Here is a 20,352-nt window from a genome sequence, read left to right as displayed (position 1 = left end):
CGGCCAGCGGACGGGAGGACGATTTGGGATCCACGGGCATCGGCCGCACACAGGCCAGGCATCGCCTCCTTCTGGCGCTCCTCGGCGCTTCAGCTCTGATGGTCGAGCCTCGCGTGGCGCTGTCCGCGCCCGCCGGCGACGACCTGGCCGCCGGCTTCACCGCCCCACCCAACAGCGCCAAGCCTCGCGTCTGGTGGCACTGGATGAGCGGTAATGTCTCGTCAGAAGGGGCCCGCCTCGACCTGGACTGGATGGGGCGGATCGGCGTCGGCGGCGTCCACGCCTTCTCCGGCGGCAAGCTTCCCGAGCCGATCGTCGTCGACAAGCCCATCCCGTTCATGTCGCCCGAATGGCGCGCCATCTTCCGCCAGGCGGTGACCCAGGCCCGCGCGGCCGACATGGAGGTCGGCATCGCCGGCTCCCCCGGTTGGAGCGAGACCGGCGGCCCATGGGTGCCGCCCGCCGACGCGATGAAGAAGTACGTCTGGAGCGAGACCACCGTCGACGGCGGCGCGACCGCTCCGCTGGCCCTCCCCGCCCCACCCCGGGCGAGCGGCGGCTTCCAGGGCGCCAAGACCGGCAAATCCCCAGTCGAGGCCTATGACGACGCGGCGGTGTTCGCCTATCCGACCCCGCCGCTGGAGGTCGCCCTGGCCGCGCCGCGGTGGAGCACTCAGGCGGGCCCCGCCACCTTGGCTGAGACGGTCCCGGGCGCTCCGGCCGAGGGCCTGTCGCTGAAGCTGGCGCCCGCCCAGGGCGAAACCGAGGCCTGGCTGGAAGCGCGGTTTCCCGGCGCAGTGCCCCTGGGCGCGGTCTCGCTCAGCGTCCAATTCGGCGCCAAGGTCGTGATCGAGGCCGAGGCCGCGCCGGGGGTCTTCAAAGCCGTGGGCGAAGGCGTCGTCGAGGCCACCAGCGGCCCGCTGGCGCACGGCGCGCCGCAGCAGACGATCGCCTTCTCGCCGGTGAGCACCCAGCGGCTGCGCCTGCGCTTCGCCCCGCCGCCCGAGGACTTCCAGCCGCCCGTCGCCAAGGTGATGGGGCGCCCCAAGCAGGTCAGCTTCGCTCTCTCGCGCCTGACTCTGCAGACCGGGGCGCGGATCAACGGCTTCGAAGCCAAGGCCGGTTTTTCGCCCAGCGTGCACGAGGACGGGCCGCCAGCAACGATCCCGGCCGGCTCGCTGATCGACCCGGCCAAGGTCGTCGACCTGACCGGCAAGCTCCGCCCCGACGGGACGCTGGACTGGGTCCCGCCGAAGGGCCGCTGGACGATCGTCCGGCTAGGCTGGTCTCTGACCGGCGCGGTCAACGCCCCGGCCGAGCCGAGCGCCACGGGTCTTGAGGTCGACAAGCTCGACGCCGCCGCCGTCGGCCGCTACCTCGACCACTATCTGGACCTCTACCAGCAGGCCAGCGGCGACACCCTGGGGTCCAAGGGCGTGCAGACCCTGCTCACCGACAGTTGGGAAGCGGGGGTGCAGAATTGGACGCCGGCCATGCTGGCGCAATTCCGCGCCCGGCGAGGCTATGATCCGACGCCGTGGCTTCCGGTGCTGACCGGCCGGATGGTTCAGAGCGCCGACGCGTCCGAGCGTTTCCTGTTCGACTTTCGCCAGACATTGAAGGACCTGGTGGTCGACAACCACTACGCGGTGCTGTCCCAGGCGCTGAAGAGCCGGGGCATGGGCTATTACACCGAAGTTCAGGGTGACTATCCGCGGGCCATCGTCGACGGCATGACGGCCAAGGCCCGCGCCGACATTCCCACCGCCGAGTTCTGGTACCGCCCCTGGTCCACCGGTCCCGGCCAGCCGCCGCTCAAGGCCGACCTCGAGGAGGCCGCCTCCGCCGCCCACGTCTACGGCAAGCCGCTGGTCGCCGCCGAGGCCCTGACGGTGGCGGCCATGCAGGACCCGTGGTCGTTCTCGCCAGCCATGCTCAAGCCGGTCGCCGACGAGATCTTCGCACGTGGCGTCAACCGTATCCTGATGCACGAGTCGCACATGCAGCCGCTGGTCGACGCCAAGCCGGGGCTGGGCCTGTTCATCTTCGGCCAGTACTTCAATCGCAACGAGACCTGGGCCGAGCAGGCCGGGCCCTGGGTCAGCTATCTGAGCCGCACCTCGTACATGCTGCAGCAGGGCCGGTTCGTCGCCGACGTGGCCTATTTCTACGGCGAGGAGCGCAATCTCACCGAGCTGTTCAGGGACCGCGTCAACACCGACGTGCCCAAGGGCTACGCCTACGACTACATCAACCCCGAGGCGCTGCTGACCCTGCTGTCGGTCAAGGACGGACGGCTGGTGACCCCCAGCGGCATGAGCTATCGCGTCCTCTTCCTGCCCGATACCGTCCAGCGGCTCAGCCTGCCTGCCCTGCGAAAGATCCGCGCCCTGGTCGCCGACGGGGCGGTGCTGGTCGCCAAGCGCCCGGTGGGCGGGCTGGGCATGGCCAGTCCGGACAGCGAGGTCGCCAAGCTCGCTGACGAGATTTGGGGCGACGGCGCGCCGGGCCGAAGCCTTGGCCAGGGCCGCGTCTATGCCGACCTGACCTCTGCCCTGGCGGCCGAGAAGGTCACGCCGGATGTGGTGTTCACCGACAAGGCGGCCGCCGCAGACCTCCTGACCCTGCACCGCCGCACCGCCGACGCAGACATCTATTTCGTCTCCAACCAGAGCACCGAACCGCGCATCCTCGACGCCGTCTTCCGGGTCGACGGCCACGCCCCGGAACTGTGGCGAGCCGAGACGGGCCGGCGAGAGGTTCTGGGTTACGAACAGACGGCGACCGGCGTCCGCACCCGGCTGGACCTGGCCGGGCATGACGCGGTCTTCGTGGTGTTCGACAAGCCCATGCGAGAGAAGGCCTGGACCGCGCCTCCGCGGCAGGCCAGCACGCTCGCGACCCTGGAAGGGCCTTGGCGCGTCAGCTTCGAAGCCAGGCGGGGCGCCCCTGAAAACGCCGTGTTCGATAAGCTGATCTCGTGGCCGGAAGCGACAGATCCTGGGATCAAATATTTCTCGGGCGTCGCGACCTATGAAAAGGACGTCCAGATCAAGCGGAGCTGGTTGAAGTCGAGCCGGCGCATCGAACTGGACCTTGGCGAGGTCAAGGAGTTGGCGTCAGTGTCGGTCAACGGCAAGCCGGTCGCCACGGCCTGGCGCGCCCCCTACCGCGTCGACATCACCGACGCCCTGAAGCCCGGCAAGAACGCGCTGACGGTCGCGGTGGTGAACCTCTGGCCCAACCGGCTGATCGGCGACAGGCAGCCTGGCGCCAAGCCGGTCGCTTTCGCGCCGGTCTCGCCCTATCGCGCCGACTCGCCTCTGCTGCCGTCGGGGCTGCTTGGGCCGGTTCGACTCACAGGTCTCCTAGCCGCCGGGCCGAGGCCATAGAGACAGGCGGTCAGCGGTGGCGATGGCCGCGCTTTCCTCGCCTGTCGCCTGCTGATGGGCCCGCAACCGGCTACTCCGCGGCGCCTTGCACGTTCTCGCCTTCCAGCCGCGGGCCGCGGCGGCTGGTCGTCCGCCCTCCTACATCCTGGGACGGGAGAGTTCAAAGCGTGCCTCTCGCATTTTGCCCGGCGACGTAATCACGCTTCGCATTGAGCAATGGTTGCGGTACCATTGGTGGGACAAAAAAGGCAATAAAACGTAGGGGGTTCGATGATTGGCGGCTGCTGCACTCGCAAGGCTCGTCAGGCCTTGGTGAGCACCAAATCCAAAAACCAGCGCGCAGCAGCCAAATGAAAGGCGCAATGGATTTATTCGCCATTGGGCGGACGTGTAGGGCCGGCGCCCAAGCTGGCCGGGTCGGACAACGGGAACAAGGCCCTCACAAACTGACGAGGCTGCTTGCGATGACCGCCACGCTCGCCGTCTTCGCCTGGCCCGCGGCCGCGCAGGCGCGGCTTCCAGCGCCGCCGGAGCGTCAGCGCATGATCGTGCTGAGCGACATCGAGGCCGATCCCGACGACACCCAATCCTTCGTGCGGCTGATGCTCTACGCCAACCAGATCGACCTGGAAGGGCTGGTGGCCACGACATCGATCCACATGAAGACCTCGACGCATCCGGAGTCGATTCGCCGTATCATCCAGGCCTACGCCAAGGTCCGCCCGAACCTAGCCAAGCACGAGGCCGGCTTCCCGACGCCCGACCGGCTCGCCGCTCTCGTGAGCGAAGGGCAGTCCGGCTACGGCATGGCCGCGGTCGGGACGGGCAAGGACACGGCCGGGTCGCGGCTGATCATCCAGGCGCTGGAGCGCGACGATCCGCGCCCGCTGTGGATTTCGGTGTGGGGCGGCGTCAACACGCTGGCCCAGGCCCTGTACACGATCCGTGAAACGCGCTCGCCCGAAACGGCGCGCCGTCTGATCGCCAAGCTGCGGGTCTATACGATCTCGGACCAGGACGATGGCGGGCCCTGGATCCGCCGCACCTTTCCAGAGCTGTTTTACGTCGTCAGCCCCGGCGGCTATGGCGCGGGAACCTGGACCGGCATTCACACGGTCATCGACGGCGCCGACAACCGCATGGTCAGCAACAGTTGGCTGCGCGACAACATCCAGCAAGGCCATGGCCCCCTGGGAGCCCTCTACCCCGATGTCTCCTATGGCATGGAAGGCGACACGCCGGCCTTCCTGTCGCTGATCCCCAACGGCCTGAGCAATCCCGAACACCCCGATTGGGGCGGATGGGGCGGCCGCTACGAGCTCTATACACCGGCCGTCGCCACCACCGATCCGAGCGGTTTCAGCGGGGTGACCATCGAGCCGGAAACCCGGCCGATCTGGACCAACGCGATCGATACGTTCATGCCGCAAGTCGCCCAGGACTTTGGCCGCGCTCACACTTCGGTGGAGCGATCCAAGGACTTTCGCGCCGGGATCTGGCGCTGGCGCGATGATCTGCAGAACGACTTCGCCGCGCGGATGGACTGGACGACGCGGCCGTTCGCGCAGGCCAATCACCCGCCGGAGGTTCGGCTCGCTCATCCTGATCGATTGACCGTGAAATCGGGCCAGCGGTTCGTCTTGAGCGCGGTCGACAGCACCGATCCCGATGGCGACAGCCTGAGCTTCCAGTGGCTGCACTATCAGGAGGTCGGCCACTGGCAGTCGGCGATACCCAATGGCATCGCCGCGAACATTCATACGGTCGATTTCACCGCGCCCACCGTCACCGCGCCGCGTGAGGCCCACTTCATCGTTCGGGTGACCGACAAGGGCGCCCCGCCCCTCACTCGCTACAAGCGGGTGATCGTCACCATCACCCCCTGAGCCGATGGCACCTTGGATCTTCGTCACGCCCTTAAGATCGTCCCGCCAAAATGGACCAACGCCTTCCGTTTCTCAGACCCCGTCGCCTGGCCAAGAGGCTTGCGCCGCCGCGCGACGCTCGTCGGCGACTATCACCTGGGCTGGGACGCTGCAGCCGCTATTGAAAGACCGAGAAATCCGGCAGCGGATGGGCCTGAAGTTCGGCGTCGCCGCCGATCGGCCGTATGGAGGCGTTCGAGCCGTCGAACGCCGGCCAGGCGGGTAGTCCCTCGCCTGCCGGGCTTCCGGTTCGCGCGAACCGGATCACGGTGTCGGCCAGTTGGTTCGCCAGCCGTCGATCCTCCGCGGTCCAGGCCCGGGGATCCACGGCGAGATTGTCGAGCAGGTATTGGATTTCAACGCCGTGGCCAGCGCCGCAGCCCCACGAACACGGGGTCGGCGGTTCCGCGGGACGGTGGGCGAAGTAGTAGACGTAGGACTTGGAGCGGCCGTACCTAGCTTGCAAGGCGGCCCAACGGACCATTCGCCAGCCCCACCAGTCGTTGGTCAGTTGGTTGATCGAGGCGAGGGCCTGCACGTCGGTGGCGCCAGGATAGGCGGCCAGCATGCGATCGGACGGCGGATGGCCCAGGAGTTTGGCCATCTGGTCTCGTCGCCCGGCGGCGGTCGACGCGCTGGCGTCCAGGTAGAACGCCGTCAGGTCCGTGCCCTCCTCGGCTGTCCAGCCCACCAGCAGGGGCACGTCGTTTTGGTCATGGTTGCGGTAGGTGGTGGTCAAGTCGGCGCGCAGCAGATGGCCGTCGACATGAACCCGCGGCGACCAGGCCTGCTTCTGCAAGTCCGAAACGCTCAGCCGGCGCAGGTCCGCCAGGCGTTCGGCCCCGACCGCCTTGGCGAAGGCCAAGCCCTTGGCCTCGGCGGCGGGCGTTCGATCGAAGCGGTGATCGTCCTGTGGACTGATCGGCATCGCATCATTGCCGCTCTCGGCGATGGCGCGCTGGAACAGGCCCGTGGCCAGCGGCGAGGCCACGAGCACCGCCACCGATTCCCCGCCCGAGGAATTGCCCATGATCGTCACCCGGTCGGGATCGCCGCCGAAGCCCGCGATGTTGGCGCGGACCCAGCGCAGCGCCGCGATCTGGTCGAGAACGCCCTGGTTTCCGGACACATGCTGCGGCGACTCCGCGCTGAGTTCCGGCAAGGCATAGAAGCCGAATATGCCCAGGCGGTAGTTGAGGGTGACCACGACGGCCCCGCGCCGAGCCAGGTTGGCGCCGTTTTGCACGGGCACGGCGGCGGCGCCGCTGTCCATCGCCCCACCGTGGATCCAGACGATGACCGGCAGATCCTTGGCTTTTGCCGGCGCCCACAGGTTCAGGTACAGGCAGTCTTCGCTCTTTGGGTTGGGAATCCAGGTCGCCGTCTGCGCGCAGGCGGGGGAGAAGTCGCGCGCCGACCTTTCGCCGGCCCACGGGACGACAGGTTGCGGGGCCCGCCAGCGAAGATCGCCGACCGGCGGCGCCGCGAACGGAACGCCGAAATATTCGTTCAGAGGACCGTCCACCGAGCCCACGATCGCGCCGCCGGACACCTTAACGGGACGGGTGGTCGGCGCGGCCTGGCTGGCGTGAGACAGCAACAGGCTCAGAACGGCCGCGGCGACGGCCCTGGTCGGCAAACAGTTCACGATTTCGCTCCCCCGCACGCCAACCCCTTGGCGCACCGACTCATCGGTTCAGAACCTCTATCGCGACTGGGCCAACCCGTCCTCAAGTTCACGCCCATCGAAGAACTTAGCCCTCCGTCGTCCCGAGAATGTGCGGAGCTCGGAAGATCGTCGGCACGGAGCTCGCCCAGCCCCTCCCGGCCTCAGGCTCAGTCGTTAAAGTCGGGCAGCGCCAATAGCGGCCCTTGGGCCAACTGCAGCAACATGACCTTCGCCGAGGATGTCAAACGCCGCTTGACCAGGGCGCCGCGAGCGCCATCCGTCCGAAGCAAGCCACCGCGTCAGCAGAGGGTCCTCATCCTCGGTCAATTTCGCGATAGGCGGCGACCAGGCGCTCCTCGCCGGGACGTCCGGCCAGAGAATTGCCATGCTCCATGCCGATCACGCCCCCATAACGCCGGGACTTCAACCACCGGACGATCGAGGTGTAGTTGATTTCGCCGGTGGTCGGCTCCTTGCGGCCTGGATTGTCGCCGAACTGCACATAGGCGACCTCGCTCCAGCAGGCCTCCAGCGTCGGGATCAGATTCCCGAACTGAATTTGCGCGTGGTAGAGGTCGGCGAGGACCTTCACGGCCGGGCTGTTCACGGCGCGGGCGATCGCGAAACCCTGCGGGATCGTTTGCATGTAGACGTTGGGATGGTCGATGCGAGTGTTCAGCGGCTCCATCACCATGACCAGGCCTTGTGGAGCCACGATGTCGTTCGCTCGGCGCATCACGTCGATGATGCGCGCCGTTTGGATATCCAGCGGCGTCTTGGGATCCAAGAACCCGGTGACCACCGTCATGTACTTGGCGTTCAGCCGCTTGGCCACGTCGACGGACGCACGGATGTCGGCCAGGAACGCGTCCCGCTCGGCGTCATCGGGGCCGCCGAGCACGGGCCGGAACTGAGCCCACTTGGGCATGCTGGCGACGAAGACCCCCATCGTCATGCCGCGTTGCTCGAGCGCCCGCGCCATTCGCTCCTGTTCTTCCACAGGACGGTCGCGGGCCTGGTTGTCCTCCCAGGCGGTGAACCCCTGGTCCGCCGCAAAGGCGATCTGCTCGATCAGTCCGCCGCGGCTGGCGAAGCTGCCCTCATGGGGTGCGAAGGCGAGCGAAAAGCGCGCCGCGTTCGACCCGCCGCCCTGGGCGGCGGCCAGCCCCGGCGCCAGGAAGGCGGCGGCGCCCGCCGCAAGCATGGTCCGACGACGAATGATCATTTCCGGCTCCCAGCTAGGCGGCGATCGCGCCAGCAAAAGCCATCACACGCCACCCGCTGATCAACAATAGACGCCGAGAGGCCTGGCTCTTCAGCTCGATCCGAATCTCAGACGCGCACTAGCTGCGGCTTGAACTCAGGATAGGTTGATCGCCCCACTGGTCGGGGTCGTGGCCGTAGATCATGAGGGTTTCAGGACCACACCGCGCAGTCAGTGCGTCCAGAGACTTGTTCATCGCCGGACTATCAAAATGGGCGGGGAAGCGGCGTGTCCGCGCGGTCTCGCAATTGTAGCAAGCATCCGCCACCAGGATGTGGTCTCCATCATCGCTGCGCACGTGCATCGACTGGTGCCCCGGCGTGTGGCCAAAGCTCGGCAGAATAGTCACCGCCCCGTCCCCAAACAGGTCATGCTCGCCGTCGATTTGAAGCAAGGAGTGGCCGAGGTCGAAGAACCGACGCGGCAGGAAGTAGCGTGCGGAAAGGTCGTCGTCGCGGCCAGCCTGCCACTCTCTAGCCTGCACGACGATCGTCGCATTGGGGAGTTCGCTCAGGCCGCCGGTATGGTCAAAATGCAAGTGCGAGAGCACGGCGAACCGAACCGCCGCGGGATCGATGTCCAACCGTTCGAGGGCGCGCGTAACGGTTTCCTCAGGCGAGAGGCTGACGTCCATGTCCTGCGTACGCAGTCGGCGTCGATAGGGATCATCGGCGTGCACCAGGTCTCGATGCAGGCCGCAGTCGAACACGGCGACTCCTTCTGGATGATCCACAACATAAAAGGGGATCGGCACGGCCACGCGGTCCGCCGACATTCCCATGCCTGCGCCTGAACTGTGGAACTGACCGCAGACGCAGCCGAACAGCCTCATTCTGACATTCCCCAGCTGCCAAGGCGTGACTATGCACGTCCGCTCCCTGCACCGCCATTTCCAACACTCGGAAACATGGCGGGCGGTGCAGTCCGAACCCTACCGCTGGTTAGTCACAGATCAAACTCAAGGACTCCGTCTCCAGGCGTCAAAACGATCTCGGCGGCGCGCTCGCCGCGGAGGGTGATAGCCACCGCCTTTCCTCGCCAGGACGCTTTGCGCGGCGCGCGGTCAGCGACAACGAGCACGGACGCGGCGTGTTCGCCTTCGACGTTCAGCCGCGCCAGGAGACCTTGCGCCGACCAATGCTGCTGGCGGACGTGGGTATTGAAACCACCGCTCAAGGTTCTTGGCTGGTAGTAGGCCTCGTACCAGTTGCGTATGGGCGAGGAGAGCGCTCCGAAGGGCGACCACCCGCCTCCCCGTCCGGTGAAAGCGTCGAATTGTTCGTAGGCCAAACCGGTTCGAGCGATCTCGCGGCTGTAGACGTCAAGCGCCGTCTGAGCGATGCGCCAGGCCAGCGCGCCCTGCCCATAGTCGAGCATGGCCTTCCACATCAGCCACTGGTGCGGCATCCATACCGAGCCCGACCAGTAGCCGGCGCGATCGAAATAGCTTGCCCGCTGGTCGACCGCGGTGACACCGCTGGGAGTCCACAGTCGCTCCGGGGACATCAGGTTGTCGATCATCGCGCGACGCTGCGAGGCGTCGGCGATGTCGGCCACCAGCGGTGCGACGCCATCGAGTCCCATGTTGAAATTTTCTCCGGCCGCACTCCTCAGCCAGCCGGTCGGCGCGCCCGTCGCATCGTGGATGACATAGGCGTAGTAGCCGCTCCGGGCGTCCCAGGCATGGGTTTGCAGCGCCTGGCTGAGCGCTTCTATGTCCCGGCTCCAGACCTCCACGTCACGATGGAGGTCAAGCGTCCTGGCGATGCGGCGCAGAAGCTTGGCGCATCGAATGGCATGGGCGGTGCTGATGGCTGGCGCGACCCGTGCGGCCAGGCCGCCGGCGTGCATGGCCATCTGCGCCGGATAGTCGTCCATGCCGGCGGCGTTGTAGAAATAGTCGTAGGTCCTGATCAGACCGCTGCCGAAGGTCCGGCACGTCGAGCCTGCCGCGCGCCCCAGCAAGAACTCAAGATATCGCTTGAGCCTGGGATAGCGCTCCTGCGCGAAGGCTTTGCCACCGTTCAGATTCCAAAGGGCCTCGAACTGATAGAATTGGGTCGGGAGGGGCGAACCGTGGTGCAGAAAGGCGGCTTGCTTGTCCTGAACCGGGCTCAGATAGGTGTCCAAAAGCGCGGTCGACAGCCGCGGTGTTCTCTTAGCCAAGCCCAGCCCCGTGAAACCGGAGTCCCAGGTATAGACCGACGGCCATTCACGACCTGGACTATAATTTCGCACCCAGGCGCCGCCGGTCCAGATGGGAAACAGCATGTTGGTCGCCGCCGTAGCCAGCAGGCGTTCAGCGCTTTCGGCGTACCGGTCGCCGGGAGTTTGATCAGTATCACCGAACTTTCGCCGAGCCGCAGCGAACCGCATGTCAAGCGCGTCGGCGTCGGCCGCGGGAAGCTCGGCTGTCGCGCCTCCCTTCCCCACCGCCACGCGGAGGTCTCGCCAAGCGGTTTGTCCTGGCTCGAGGTTGAACACCCGGTGGGTGAGCACGGTGACGTGTTCCGGCGTCTCCGCATCGGGCACGCGACGCAGGGTGAACGCCGCTGGCGACTTCAGGGCCGTCTCCAGGAGACGCAGGTCATCATTGGCCACCGTGCGAATGGGCAGGATATCGTCTGTCCAGCTCAGGGCGTAGGTGCTGTCGGTTTCCTCGGCGAAGGCCAGGACCGCTGATCGTATGGCGTCGTGGCGTTGCGGACGCAGAGCCCAGGTGTGTGGGGCGAAGCTGACGGCGTCGGCGGCGTTCTGCTCGACGAGAACAAATCCATTCAACTCGACGGCGGCGTCGCCCATGGCCACAAGCGACCAATCATGCTCGCCCGCCGCGAGCCTTCCCACGGCGAGATCGAGCTCCATGAAGGCTCGCGGATCCTCCCCGCCGGCTAGCGTGACGACACCCGAGAAAAGCCCGCTCGCCACAAAGCTGGCGGAAGGGAACGCGCAGCGATATCGCACGCGCACGACCGCGTTGGCGAGGGGCTTGGCCAGTTTCATCCGCCAGCGGATCTGGTCGCCCTTCTCGCGCCCAAAACCCTGGCCAATTCCGTAACCATCGACGAAGTCATGCTCCACCACCTCGCCATGGCGGCGGCCGTCGTAGGGGAGGCTCTCGTCCGGACCAGGCTTGGCCCATTGGAAATGGTCGTAGAAGAGCGCGTTAACCCAGACCGCATCGATGGGCAGGGACACACGCGCCGGGCGCAAGGGCGTGCGGGGGACCGCCAGATGAGCAATGCCGGACGATCGCGGGCGCTCGAGGCGGGCCGGGCATGGCGGTGGGCAAAGCCGCGCGGTCCAGTTCAGAACAACGGGGCAGACGACGTCAGAAAGGTTGCGAACACGGGCCCTGAGCACACCTCCCGCCTCGGACAGGCGCAGCCACTCAAGGCGAATTTCAACGCCCGCTTCGAGCCGATAGAGCCATGCGTAGTAGCTCAGGTCCGGGTCCGCGCGCACCGGCTGCATGCCCAGGCCAGCGTGCGCAAACGGGATTAGACTTTCCTGCCGCAGGATGGCTGGCGTGAGCGCGAAGTCCATCCGCAGCCCACGCTGATGGCCTGTGATGTGGGAAACCCCGTTCCAATGGTCGCTGTAGGGGCCCCAGTCGGATGTCGGTATGTCGCGGTGCGCGGGCCGCGGCCAAATCGCGGCTGAATTCATCGCCCGGCCCTCGGCGTCGCCCTTCACGCCAGCCGCGCTCGCGACCGCGCCCAGAAGCACTAGAGTGTTCCGCCTGGTGGGCATGCGGATCCTTTCACGACCATCGACGCCTTACAAAATTATGCGGAACGTCGATAGTCTGACCGTCGAACCGTAGAGATTTCATCACCTATGGTTGCGGCCAAGTAGTCGATGGACACCCGCTGGGTGCGACAGGCCGCGCCGGGCGCCCCGATCCTCCCAGCGGCAAGGCCGTGGTGTTCCTGGCCTCCGTTTCCACCTCCAAGGACGGTCGAACTTCGCCATCGACCGCGGTAGAGGCCTCGCATAAGCGGACGCGGAGGCCATCGTTGTCATCCCGGAAAGCGCGCAGCGCGCTTGTCCGGGACTCAGGACAGGCGGATCGCATCAGTCCAGTCCCCGGTCTGAACAGGAGCTTCCGGCACGACAACCGTCTGGGCTGAAAGGCCCTACGCCGCCGACACCCGCGCCTGGATCAGCTTCAGCGCCTCGTGCGCCGACAGCGCCGCGCCTTCCTGCCAGGCGTTGATGTAGCTCATGTGCTCGCCGGCGAAATAGAAGGCGCCGTCGGGCTTGCACAGTTCGGCGTAGTCGGTGGCCCGCTGTTCGTCCTTCCAGCCCACGGCTACGCCTTCATTGTACGGCGTCTGCATCCACGAGACGGTGAAGGGCTTGGTCAGCTCCTGGCCGTGGCCAGGGTGGAACTTCTCGATCACCTTGCGCGACAGGGCGAAGCGCTCCTCGAACGACATGGCCGCGTATTTCGGCGGGCTGTCGGGTCCCGAGAAGCCGATCGAGTAGGCCCCGACCAGGATGCCGGTCTTCTCGCCGACGCCGCCGCTGGGATACCAGACCAGCTCGTTGGCCTCGTCGGTCCAACCCAGGCCGCCGTACTGGAAGTCGTCCTGCTCCCAGAACCGCCGGCTCTCCCAGGCCACCTTGGTGCCGTGGTGGTATTCGGCGGCCGCGATCGCCGACTTCACGCGCGGCGCGAAGTCCGAAGGGATCTTAGCCAGCACGGGCAGCGGGATCGTACAGATGCAGTAGTCGGCCTCCAGCGCCTGTTCGCCCGCCTTGTCGGCATAGACGATCTTCACACCCCTGGGCGTCTTGCGCAGTTGCTTGACCACCGCTTCGAACTTCACGGCCGGCTTCACTTGTTCGTAGAGGGCGTAGGAAATGCGGTCCATGCCGCCAACCGGCTGCAGCATGGTCGCCTGCATGTCGATGATCTCCTCGAAGATCAGGCTGGCGCCCCAGAACCGCGACTTCATCATGTCGGCCATGCGCAGCGGCGGCCCGCCCTTGGGCGGATGGTCGTAGCCGCCGGGCGAGGCCAGGAAACCAGCGCGGGTCGAGCCCTCGTAGGCGTTCTTCGACAGGTCGCCGTAGGCCGACAGGTAGCCCAGCAGCTTCTGCTTATCGATCCCGGTCAGTTCCTGGTCCAGCGCGCCCTTGTCGACGGCCTTGGCCAGCAGCTCGGTGAAGGCGCCCCGGGTGTCGTTGACCGCCTGGCGCTCGGTCACCACCTGGCCAGCGAAGTCCAGCTTGGCCGACCGGTTGGCGTTGACCATCACCTCCAGCGGCACGCCCAGCTCCTGGCAATACCCGAGGATGGCGTGATGCCATTGCGGGATGCGGGCGGGACCGGCGTTGAAATAGTCGTTCCTGCCCGTCGACCAGTCGACGATCTGGTCCGGCCGGCCCGTCTGGACGATCTTCGTGCCCGAGCGCACCGACCAGGCCCGACCGCCCGGGCGGTCGCGCGCTTCCAGCACCGTGACCGAATAGCCCGCCTTGCGCAGCTCGTAGGCGGCGACCAGGCCGGCTATGCCCGCCCCGAGGATCGCCACCGACGCGCCCCGCCCGCCGGCCAGCTCCAGCTTGGGCGCGCCGGCATAGGCTCGCGGCGCGGCCAGCAGGCCCATGCCCATCATCGTGGTGTAGAGCGCCCCATAGCCGCCGGCCCTGCCCACGGACGTCAGAAAGCTGCGTCGCGAAATTCCCATCGTCTGTCCCCGATACTAGACTTGAAGGCTGAAGGTCGGCGTGAAGCCGCAGGCCCCGTCGCAGCACGAGGCGCGAGCTTGGGCCAGAAAGTCGGGCTCATGCCACCAGTATTCGGCGGACGCCTCGCAAACGAAGCGCCGGCCGCGATCGAGGGCGGCGTGCTGCACATGCTCGGCGAACGGACCGACCAGGTCGGCGATCGTGAAGACCTCGCCGTGCTTGATCACCTTGACGACCTTCGCCGCGTCCTCGATCCGGGCCAACGGATCGCCGTCGACCAGCACGAGATCGGCATAGGCGCCGGTCGCGATCGAGCCCAGTGGCTCGTCCAGATATTCGCCCGAGGCGCTGGTGGCGGTGACCAGGGCCTCGAATGGCGTCATGCCGTAGCGGACCATGGCCCTCAAGTTCATGTGCAGGCTGACGGCGTTGAAGTCGATCGGCGAGTCCGTGCCCGTAGTGATCCGGCCACCCGCCCGGACGGTTCGCGCCACCTCGGCGACGTTGCGCTCCAGAGAAGCCAGGATCGGCGTGCGGTCCATGGCCGCCATCTGCTTGGCCCGCTCCAGCAGGCGGGCATACTCCCACGGCGGATACAGGGCCTTGATCCGCGGATCGTCGACCAACGAGCGGTCGTCGCCCAACAGGGCCGTCGAGGTGAACAGGGTCGGCGTGCGGGCGGCCTTGCTGGCCACGAAGGCGGCGTTGACGTCCTGGTAGATGTTGCCCAGGGCGCTGACTGTGCGCGAATAACCGGTGCGGCTGGTCGCCCCAAGGTGCTCCATCCCGTCCATGCCCAGGCCGAGAGCCGGATAGTGATAGTGCGAGGTCAGCGGCAGGCCCTTGGCGTGGGCCCAGGCGATGACCTCCTTCTGGCGTTCTCCCGAGAGGCGAACATAGGTCTTGATCAGGTCGTAGGACAGCGCCTCGGCCCGCTTCAGCTCCAGCGCCATCTGGCCCGGCTCGGTGACCGGCCGCATGAAGTTGTAGAAGATCCGCGAGCCGTCGATCGCCTCGCCGGTGGCGTAGTAGCGGGGACCGACCCGCTTGCCGGATTCGATCGCCTCCTGGTCTTCGACCGTGTGATAGGCCGGACCGCCGGGCGAGCGGGTCGTGGTCACGCCCAGGGACAGCCAAAGCCGCCCTTCCCGATCGCCGTATCCGTAGCCTTGCATCTGGCGATGGGTGTGCATGTCGATCAGTCCGGGCATCACGGTGCCCGTCGGCGCATCGATCACCGTGACGTCGGCCGCCACCTCGCCGCGTGGAGCGACGCCAGCGATCCGGCCGTCGGAGATCAGGACATCGACGTTCTCGCGAAGGCTCGGCGACTTGCCGTCCCATAGGCGAGCGGCGCGGACCACTATGCGTTCCTTGGGCCGGACATTGGCCCAGGCCAGACCGTGCGGCACGAGCTTGGGCGCGCCGCCGGCCGCCGAGATCAGCTTCAGCTGGCCGGCCGAGAGATAGACCAGGCTTTTGCCGTCGCCGCTCCAGCTGACCGCGTCGGTGAGCTCGTCGTTCAGCGCCTTGGGCGGGCCCAGCAGCTTGCCGGTCTCGTCGACCGGCGACAGGTGCAGGCGGCTGGCGAACACATAGGCCAGGGACTTGCCGTCGGGGGACCAGGCCGGGCCATCGTCACCGCGCGTGCCCAGCGAGCGGTCGGGCAGGATCGGAGCGTAGGTCCCCTTCCCGCTCACCACGTCGACGGTCAGGATTTCGCTGAGGCCCTCGCGGAACCGGGCCGAGTACGGTTTGAAGGCTGCGTAGGCGATGGTCTTGTCGCCCGGGCCCCAGCTGGGCTTGCCCGGTTCCCAGAGGTCGCCATAGACGCGGCGGGTCTCGCCAGTCGCGGCGTCGGCGACGAACAGGCCGCCGTTCTGGCTGAGAAAGGCGATCGACTTCCCGTCGCGCGACCAAGCGCTGGACACCGCCGCCCCGTCGAAATGGGTCAGCTGCTTGCTCGCGCCCGTCGCCATGTCACGGAGCCAGAGGTCCAACGAGCCGCCCTTGTCGGTCGAATAGGCCAAGGTCTTGCCGTCGGGCGACCAGGCCGGGTCGACCTTGCTGAAAGCGTCCTTCGTGAGAGCCCTGGCCGGACCGCCGCCGATGTCGAGCAGGTAGAGGTCGTTGAGCGCTCGGAACACCACCTGGCGGCCGTCGGGCGACAGGGCCGGACTGCCGATCCCGACCACCGGTCGGGTCTTGGCCGACAGGAAGTCGCGGCTCTTCTTGACGTAGCGTGGCGTCAGCACCGGGACCGTGGCGGTGAAGGCGACCGCCTTGGTGGCGCCGCCGGCCGCGCGGCGCTTGATCTGGCCGTCGGCGGTGTAGACGAACTCGCCAAACGGCAGCCACGAGGCGCGGAACGGAAAGACGTCCTCGTCTCGCACCAGGACGCCAGCGCCGTTTCGCAGCTCGGCTTTTCCGTTTTCGATGGCGGTGAAGACGACATCCTGACCATCGGGCGTGAAGGCCGGACTGGCGACCGAGGCGGCGTTGAAGCGATCGGCCGAGGGCTTGACCTTGGCTACTGTGCGCCGTGTTCCGTCCAGGCCCTGGACGTCGATGCGGACCTTGTCGACCGTGAAGGCGAGGCTTTTGCCGTCGGGCGCCCAGGAGGGCTCGAACTCGTCACCGGGTCCCGAGCTGAAGGCGGTGACCGCGCCGCTGGCGAGGTCGAGCAGGTGGACGCCGTAGCGCCCGCCCCTATCCGACGAAAAGGCGATCTGGCGTCCGTCGGGCGACCAGCGCGGCTCGCGGCAATCGAACACGCCCTTGGTCAACTGTCGCAGCCCTGTTCCGTCGGCGCCGATCGTCCAGACGTGGAAATTGCCGTCGCGGTAGGACTGGAAAGCCAGGGTCTTGCCGTCCGGCGACCAGTCCGGCTGGGCGATCTCGTAGATCTCGTCGGTCAATCGCCTGGCGGGACCGCCCTCGATCGGGATCAGCCACAGCATGGCGTAGACGTCGAAGGCCACGGTCTTGCCGTCGGGCGAGACCGTCGCGCAGATATTGGTCCCTTCGGTCGCCGTCACCATCCGCGTGTCGGCGGCCAGCGGCTGGTCGGCCTTCGCCCCGGGCGGCGTCAGGGCCGCGACGCCCGAGGCGGCGATCGCCCCGCCGCCGATCGAGAAAAGCCGGCGACGGCTGACGCCGGGCGAGGAACTCTTGGTCATCGTGAACTCCGAGAGGACCGGTCCGGACCTGCGCCCGGACCGGCGGCAAGCCTAGAACCGGGCGGCGACGCGGGCGTAGTAGAAGCCGCCGCTGATCCCGTACGGAGAGTACTGGTTGTAGTAGGCGAAGGCGGGCGTGCCGCGGTTGGCGGCTCTGACGCTGTCGGGGTAGGCGTCCAGCAGGTTGTTGGCGCCGACGCTGAGCGTGATGTTGTCGGTCGCCGCGTAGCTGAGGTCGAGGTCGACGATCAGCTTGGGGCTGACGGTCTCGTCGTTGGCCGCCAGCGACGTGCGCTGGATGACCTCGCCGTAGCGGGTCAGGCGCAGGTTGGTGTCGAACTTACCGAGGGTCCAGTCGGCGCCCAGGATGAACTTGTCCTTGGGGGCGCCGACGGTCAGGTCGCCGATCTTCACGCGGTCGATATAGACGATCCCCGCCACCGCCAGGGCCGCCGGCGGCTGCACGACCCGGGTGAACTCGTTCTTGGTGTGGTTGGCCGAGAGCGTCCACCGCACCGACCCGAAGTCGCCGAAGTCGGTCCGATAGTCGACCACAAAGTCGACGCCGCGCGTCTTAGTGTCGGCGAAATTGCCGTAGTAGAAGGCCGCCTGCTGCGGGTTCAGGCCCTGGCTGGCCAGGGCGGTGCTGACGGCGACGTTCGGGCCCAGCGTGCCGCTCTGCAGGATGCGGTTGTCGATCTTGATCTGGTAGACGTCCAGCGTGACGTTCATCCGCGACAGCGGCTGGGCCACGATCCCGACCGAATAGTTGGTCGACTTCTCCGGCCGCAGCGGCTTGGCGCCCAGGGCGATGGCGGCCGGGTTGTCCGGCGGCAGCAACTGCACCGGATAGAGCTGGGTCGTGGTCGCGGGCGGTACGATCACGCCGATGGTGCTGGACGAGGCGTAGTGCTGCTGCTGCAACGACGGCGCCCGGAAGCCGGTGCTGGCCGTCCCGCGGATCGCCAGGCGCGGCAGGATGGCGTAGCGGCTGGACAGCTTGAAGGTCTTGGCGTCGCCGAAGTCCGAATAGTGCTCGAAGCGACCGGCCAGGGCGAACTCCAGCTTTTCGGTCACCTTCTGCTCGACGTTCAGATAGGCCGAGATGTTGTCGCGCGAGAACGATCCAGCCGAGAATGGCGGGAAGCCGGTCACGCCCTGCGAGCCGCCCGCGAAGACGACGCCCGCCTGCGGGCTGCCGGCCGGGGCGACATAGCCGCCGTTGACGTAGGAGGCCGGTTCGCCCGCCACGATCTCGAACTTGTCGTCGCGGTATTCCGCTCCCAGCGCGACGAACAGCGGCTCGGCGAAAACGCCGGTCTCGACTTCGCGCGTGAGATCCAGGTTGCTGGTCCACTCCTGGAACTTCAGCGCGCCGATGTAGAAATAGGTCGGGCTGGCTGGGCCCAGCGAGGCGTTCAACGAGTTCTCATAGTAGTCGACGTCGTCGCGGCTGAAGGTCGTGGACAGGTCCCAATCGAAGCCCAGCACGTCCGAGCCCTTGGCGCCGAACGCCACCTGGAAGTCACGGTCCTTGAGGAACAGGCGCGGCGTGTAGCCGTCGGGATTGACCGCGGTGATGTTGTTGCTGGCGTTCGGGTTGCGGAAGGTCAGCCAGGCTGCGGTGTTGCGGCTGGAGAAGGTGCCGAACGAATAGACGTCGATATCGTCGGTGATCGGCGAGCCGGCGCTGTAGCCCAGCGAGAACAGCTGCACCTGCGGCGAACCCGGATGGCTGGTGTGGCGGTTGGCGGTCGCCTCGCGCGGATCCGGGGTCGAACCGGCCGTCCCCACTCGCACCGGCTGTCCCTGGGCGTTGCGCGGAAAGTACATCAGGGTGGTGTTCGGCGTCTTGTCGCCGCGATCGGTCGGATCGGTGATCCGCACGTCGCCCGTCAGGTTCAGATAGCCGGCCTCGCCGAGCTTCAAGCCGATATTGCCTGAGAGCTGCCCGGTCTCGCCGTCGCCCTCGGCGGTCTTGCCGTAGAGGGCGGTCATCGAGCCGCCCTCGGGCCGCTTCTTGAGGATGACGTTGATCACTCCGGCCAGGGCGTCGGAACCGTATTGGGCGGAGGCGCCGTCGCGCAGCACCTCGATCCGCTCGATCGCGGCCGACGGGATCAGGTCCAGGTCCGGCGGCGATTGGCCGTTCTGGGTCGTGCCGTTGACGAACAGGATGGCGGTGTTGTGCCGGCGCTTGCCGTCGACCAGCACCAGGGTCTGGTCGGCCGACAGCCCACGCAGCGACACGGTCTTGATCGCGAAACTGGCCCCTGCCCCGCTGTTGGATGTGTTGGCCGACGGCACCAGGGTCGAGATCAGGTCGCGCGTCGACTGCTTGCCGCTCTTGGTCAGCTCGGCCGACGAGATCACGTCGATCGGCGCCATGCTCTCGGTGACCGTGCGCGAGGTCGAGCGCGTGCCGGTGACGATCAGTTCCTCGATGACGCTGGGCGCGTCGGGTTCCGGCGGCGGCGCGGGCTCGGGGGCCGCGGCCATGGCGCCGGCGCCGGCGCCCGACCATCCGGTCCGGATTAGGCCGGCGCGCGGCGGGGCCAGGATGATCGTCTTGCCGTCGTTGGAGACCACCGACAGGCCCGTCCCCGCCAAGAGTTGCTCCAGGGCGCGATCGACCGGCAGGGCTCCGCGCACCGGCGCGGTGCGCCGGCCCTGGGCGGCGTCGGACTGGACCAGAATCTGCACGCCGGCCTGCCGGGCGAACTGGCGGATGCCCGCCGCCGCCGGCTGGGCGTCGATCTTGAACGGCATGGCCTGAGCCAGGGTCGCTCCCGCGCTCAGCGCCCAGGCGGCCGAGGCCGCGCACAGCAACCTCCGCCTGGCGGAACGGTTCCAGTCACGCATCGACAATCCCCCATCGTTCCGAGGCCCGCCACTCGCGGCCTCCTGACAGGACGAGGCGCCGGAGCCGATTTTCCGGTGGGTGGGCGTGGGATTGGTCCGCTCACGGTCCAACACGCTCGCTTTTGCGCCAGCTTCGCCGCCCGGCGCCCATTTCGCACGCTTGTCAGGGTGACGGCCATCGGCGAAAGTCCTTTTCGCCGGAACCCGCTCTCTTCCAATTTTCATGAACACCTCGACCTTAAAGGTAGAGGGTATTAGGTCGATCAGTGCGACTTATGCGAAGCCAATATACATGCCTCGGACAGAAGATTTACTCATATCGCCAAACCGAATGAGTGATATTCAATCAACTCATATCGTC

Annotated in this window: 9 protein-coding genes; 2 read left to right on the top strand and 7 right to left on the bottom strand. The window is 67.1% G+C overall.

Translation table 11 applies throughout. From position 1 onward, the window contains the following. The first annotated feature begins 113 nt into the window (after positions 1-113). On the top strand, positions 114-3,392 hold the full coding sequence (locus ASD47_RS01455; RefSeq protein ID WP_235525716.1) for a glycosyl hydrolase: 3,279 nt from the start codon (positions 114-116) through the stop codon (positions 3,390-3,392). Positions 3,393-3,856: 464 nt separating this feature from the next. After that, positions 3,857-5,278 (top strand): DUF1593 domain-containing protein, encoded by a 1,422-nt coding sequence (locus tag ASD47_RS01450; protein ID WP_056750543.1) that lies wholly within the window; start codon positions 3,857-3,859, stop codon positions 5,276-5,278. A gap of 157 nt (positions 5,279-5,435) precedes the next feature. On the opposite strand, the gene ASD47_RS01445 is transcribed toward ASD47_RS01450, so the two are convergent. The 7 genes from ASD47_RS01445 to ASD47_RS01415 form a co-directional block, all read right to left on the bottom strand. Beyond that, positions 5,436-6,965 (bottom strand): carboxylesterase/lipase family protein, encoded by a 1,530-nt coding sequence (locus ASD47_RS01445; RefSeq protein ID WP_235525714.1) that lies wholly within the window; start codon positions 6,963-6,965, stop codon positions 5,436-5,438. Positions 6,966-7,299: 334 nt separating this feature from the next. Continuing rightward, positions 7,300-8,211, bottom strand: a complete 912-nt coding sequence (locus tag ASD47_RS01440) for a hydroxypyruvate isomerase family protein (RefSeq protein ID WP_056750541.1) — start codon at positions 8,209-8,211, stop codon at positions 7,300-7,302. A 118-nt stretch (positions 8,212-8,329) separates the two neighbouring features. Further along, complete coding sequence (locus ASD47_RS01435) at positions 8,330-9,082, bottom strand: N-acyl homoserine lactonase family protein (RefSeq protein WP_056750539.1); 753 nt, start codon at positions 9,080-9,082, stop codon at positions 8,330-8,332. 113 nt (positions 9,083-9,195) lie between these two features. Next, the gene (locus ASD47_RS01430; protein WP_162251600.1) at positions 9,196-11,979 is read right to left on the bottom strand and encodes a trehalase family glycosidase; all 2,784 of its coding nucleotides are present in this window, start codon (positions 11,977-11,979) and stop codon (positions 9,196-9,198) included. A gap of 410 nt (positions 11,980-12,389) precedes the next feature. Continuing rightward, the gene (locus ASD47_RS01425) at positions 12,390-13,949 is read right to left on the bottom strand and encodes an FAD-dependent oxidoreductase (protein WP_056750533.1); all 1,560 of its coding nucleotides are present in this window, start codon (positions 13,947-13,949) and stop codon (positions 12,390-12,392) included. Positions 13,950-13,964: 15 nt separating this feature from the next. Further along, on the bottom strand, positions 13,965-17,129 hold the full coding sequence (locus tag ASD47_RS01420) for an amidohydrolase family protein (protein WP_056750527.1): 3,165 nt from the start codon (positions 17,127-17,129) through the stop codon (positions 13,965-13,967). A gap of 51 nt (positions 17,130-17,180) precedes the next feature. Next, complete coding sequence (locus ASD47_RS01415) at positions 17,181-19,991, bottom strand: TonB-dependent receptor (RefSeq protein ID WP_056751526.1); 2,811 nt, start codon at positions 19,989-19,991, stop codon at positions 17,181-17,183. Between the last annotated feature and the right edge of the window lie 361 nt (positions 19,992-20,352).

It is taken from the genome of Caulobacter sp. Root1472 (genome assembly GCF_001426985.1).
In the GTDB taxonomy this organism is placed as follows: Bacteria; Pseudomonadota; Alphaproteobacteria; order Caulobacterales; family Caulobacteraceae; genus Caulobacter; species Caulobacter rhizosphaerae.
This window is presented reverse-complemented; position numbering and strand designations above follow the sequence as displayed.

Bases quoted from the DNA above. Each gene is read 5' to 3' on its own strand.
- ASD47_RS01450 (WP_056750543.1), top strand. From the start codon at position 3,857: ATGACCGCCACGCTCGCCGTCTTCGCCTGGCCCGCGGCCGCGCAGGCG.
- ASD47_RS01440 (WP_056750541.1), bottom strand. From the start codon at position 8,211: ATGATCATTCGTCGTCGGACCATGCTTGCGGCGGGCGCCGCCGCCTTC.
- ASD47_RS01435 (WP_056750539.1), bottom strand. From the start codon at position 9,082: ATGAGGCTGTTCGGCTGCGTCTGCGGTCAGTTCCACAGTTCAGGCGCA.
- ASD47_RS01425 (WP_056750533.1), bottom strand. From the start codon at position 13,949: ATGGGAATTTCGCGACGCAGCTTTCTGACGTCCGTGGGCAGGGCCGGC.
- ASD47_RS01420 (WP_056750527.1), bottom strand. From the start codon at position 17,129: ATGACCAAGAGTTCCTCGCCCGGCGTCAGCCGTCGCCGGCTTTTCTCG.
- ASD47_RS01415 (WP_056751526.1), bottom strand. From the start codon at position 19,991: ATGCGTGACTGGAACCGTTCCGCCAGGCGGAGGTTGCTGTGCGCGGCC.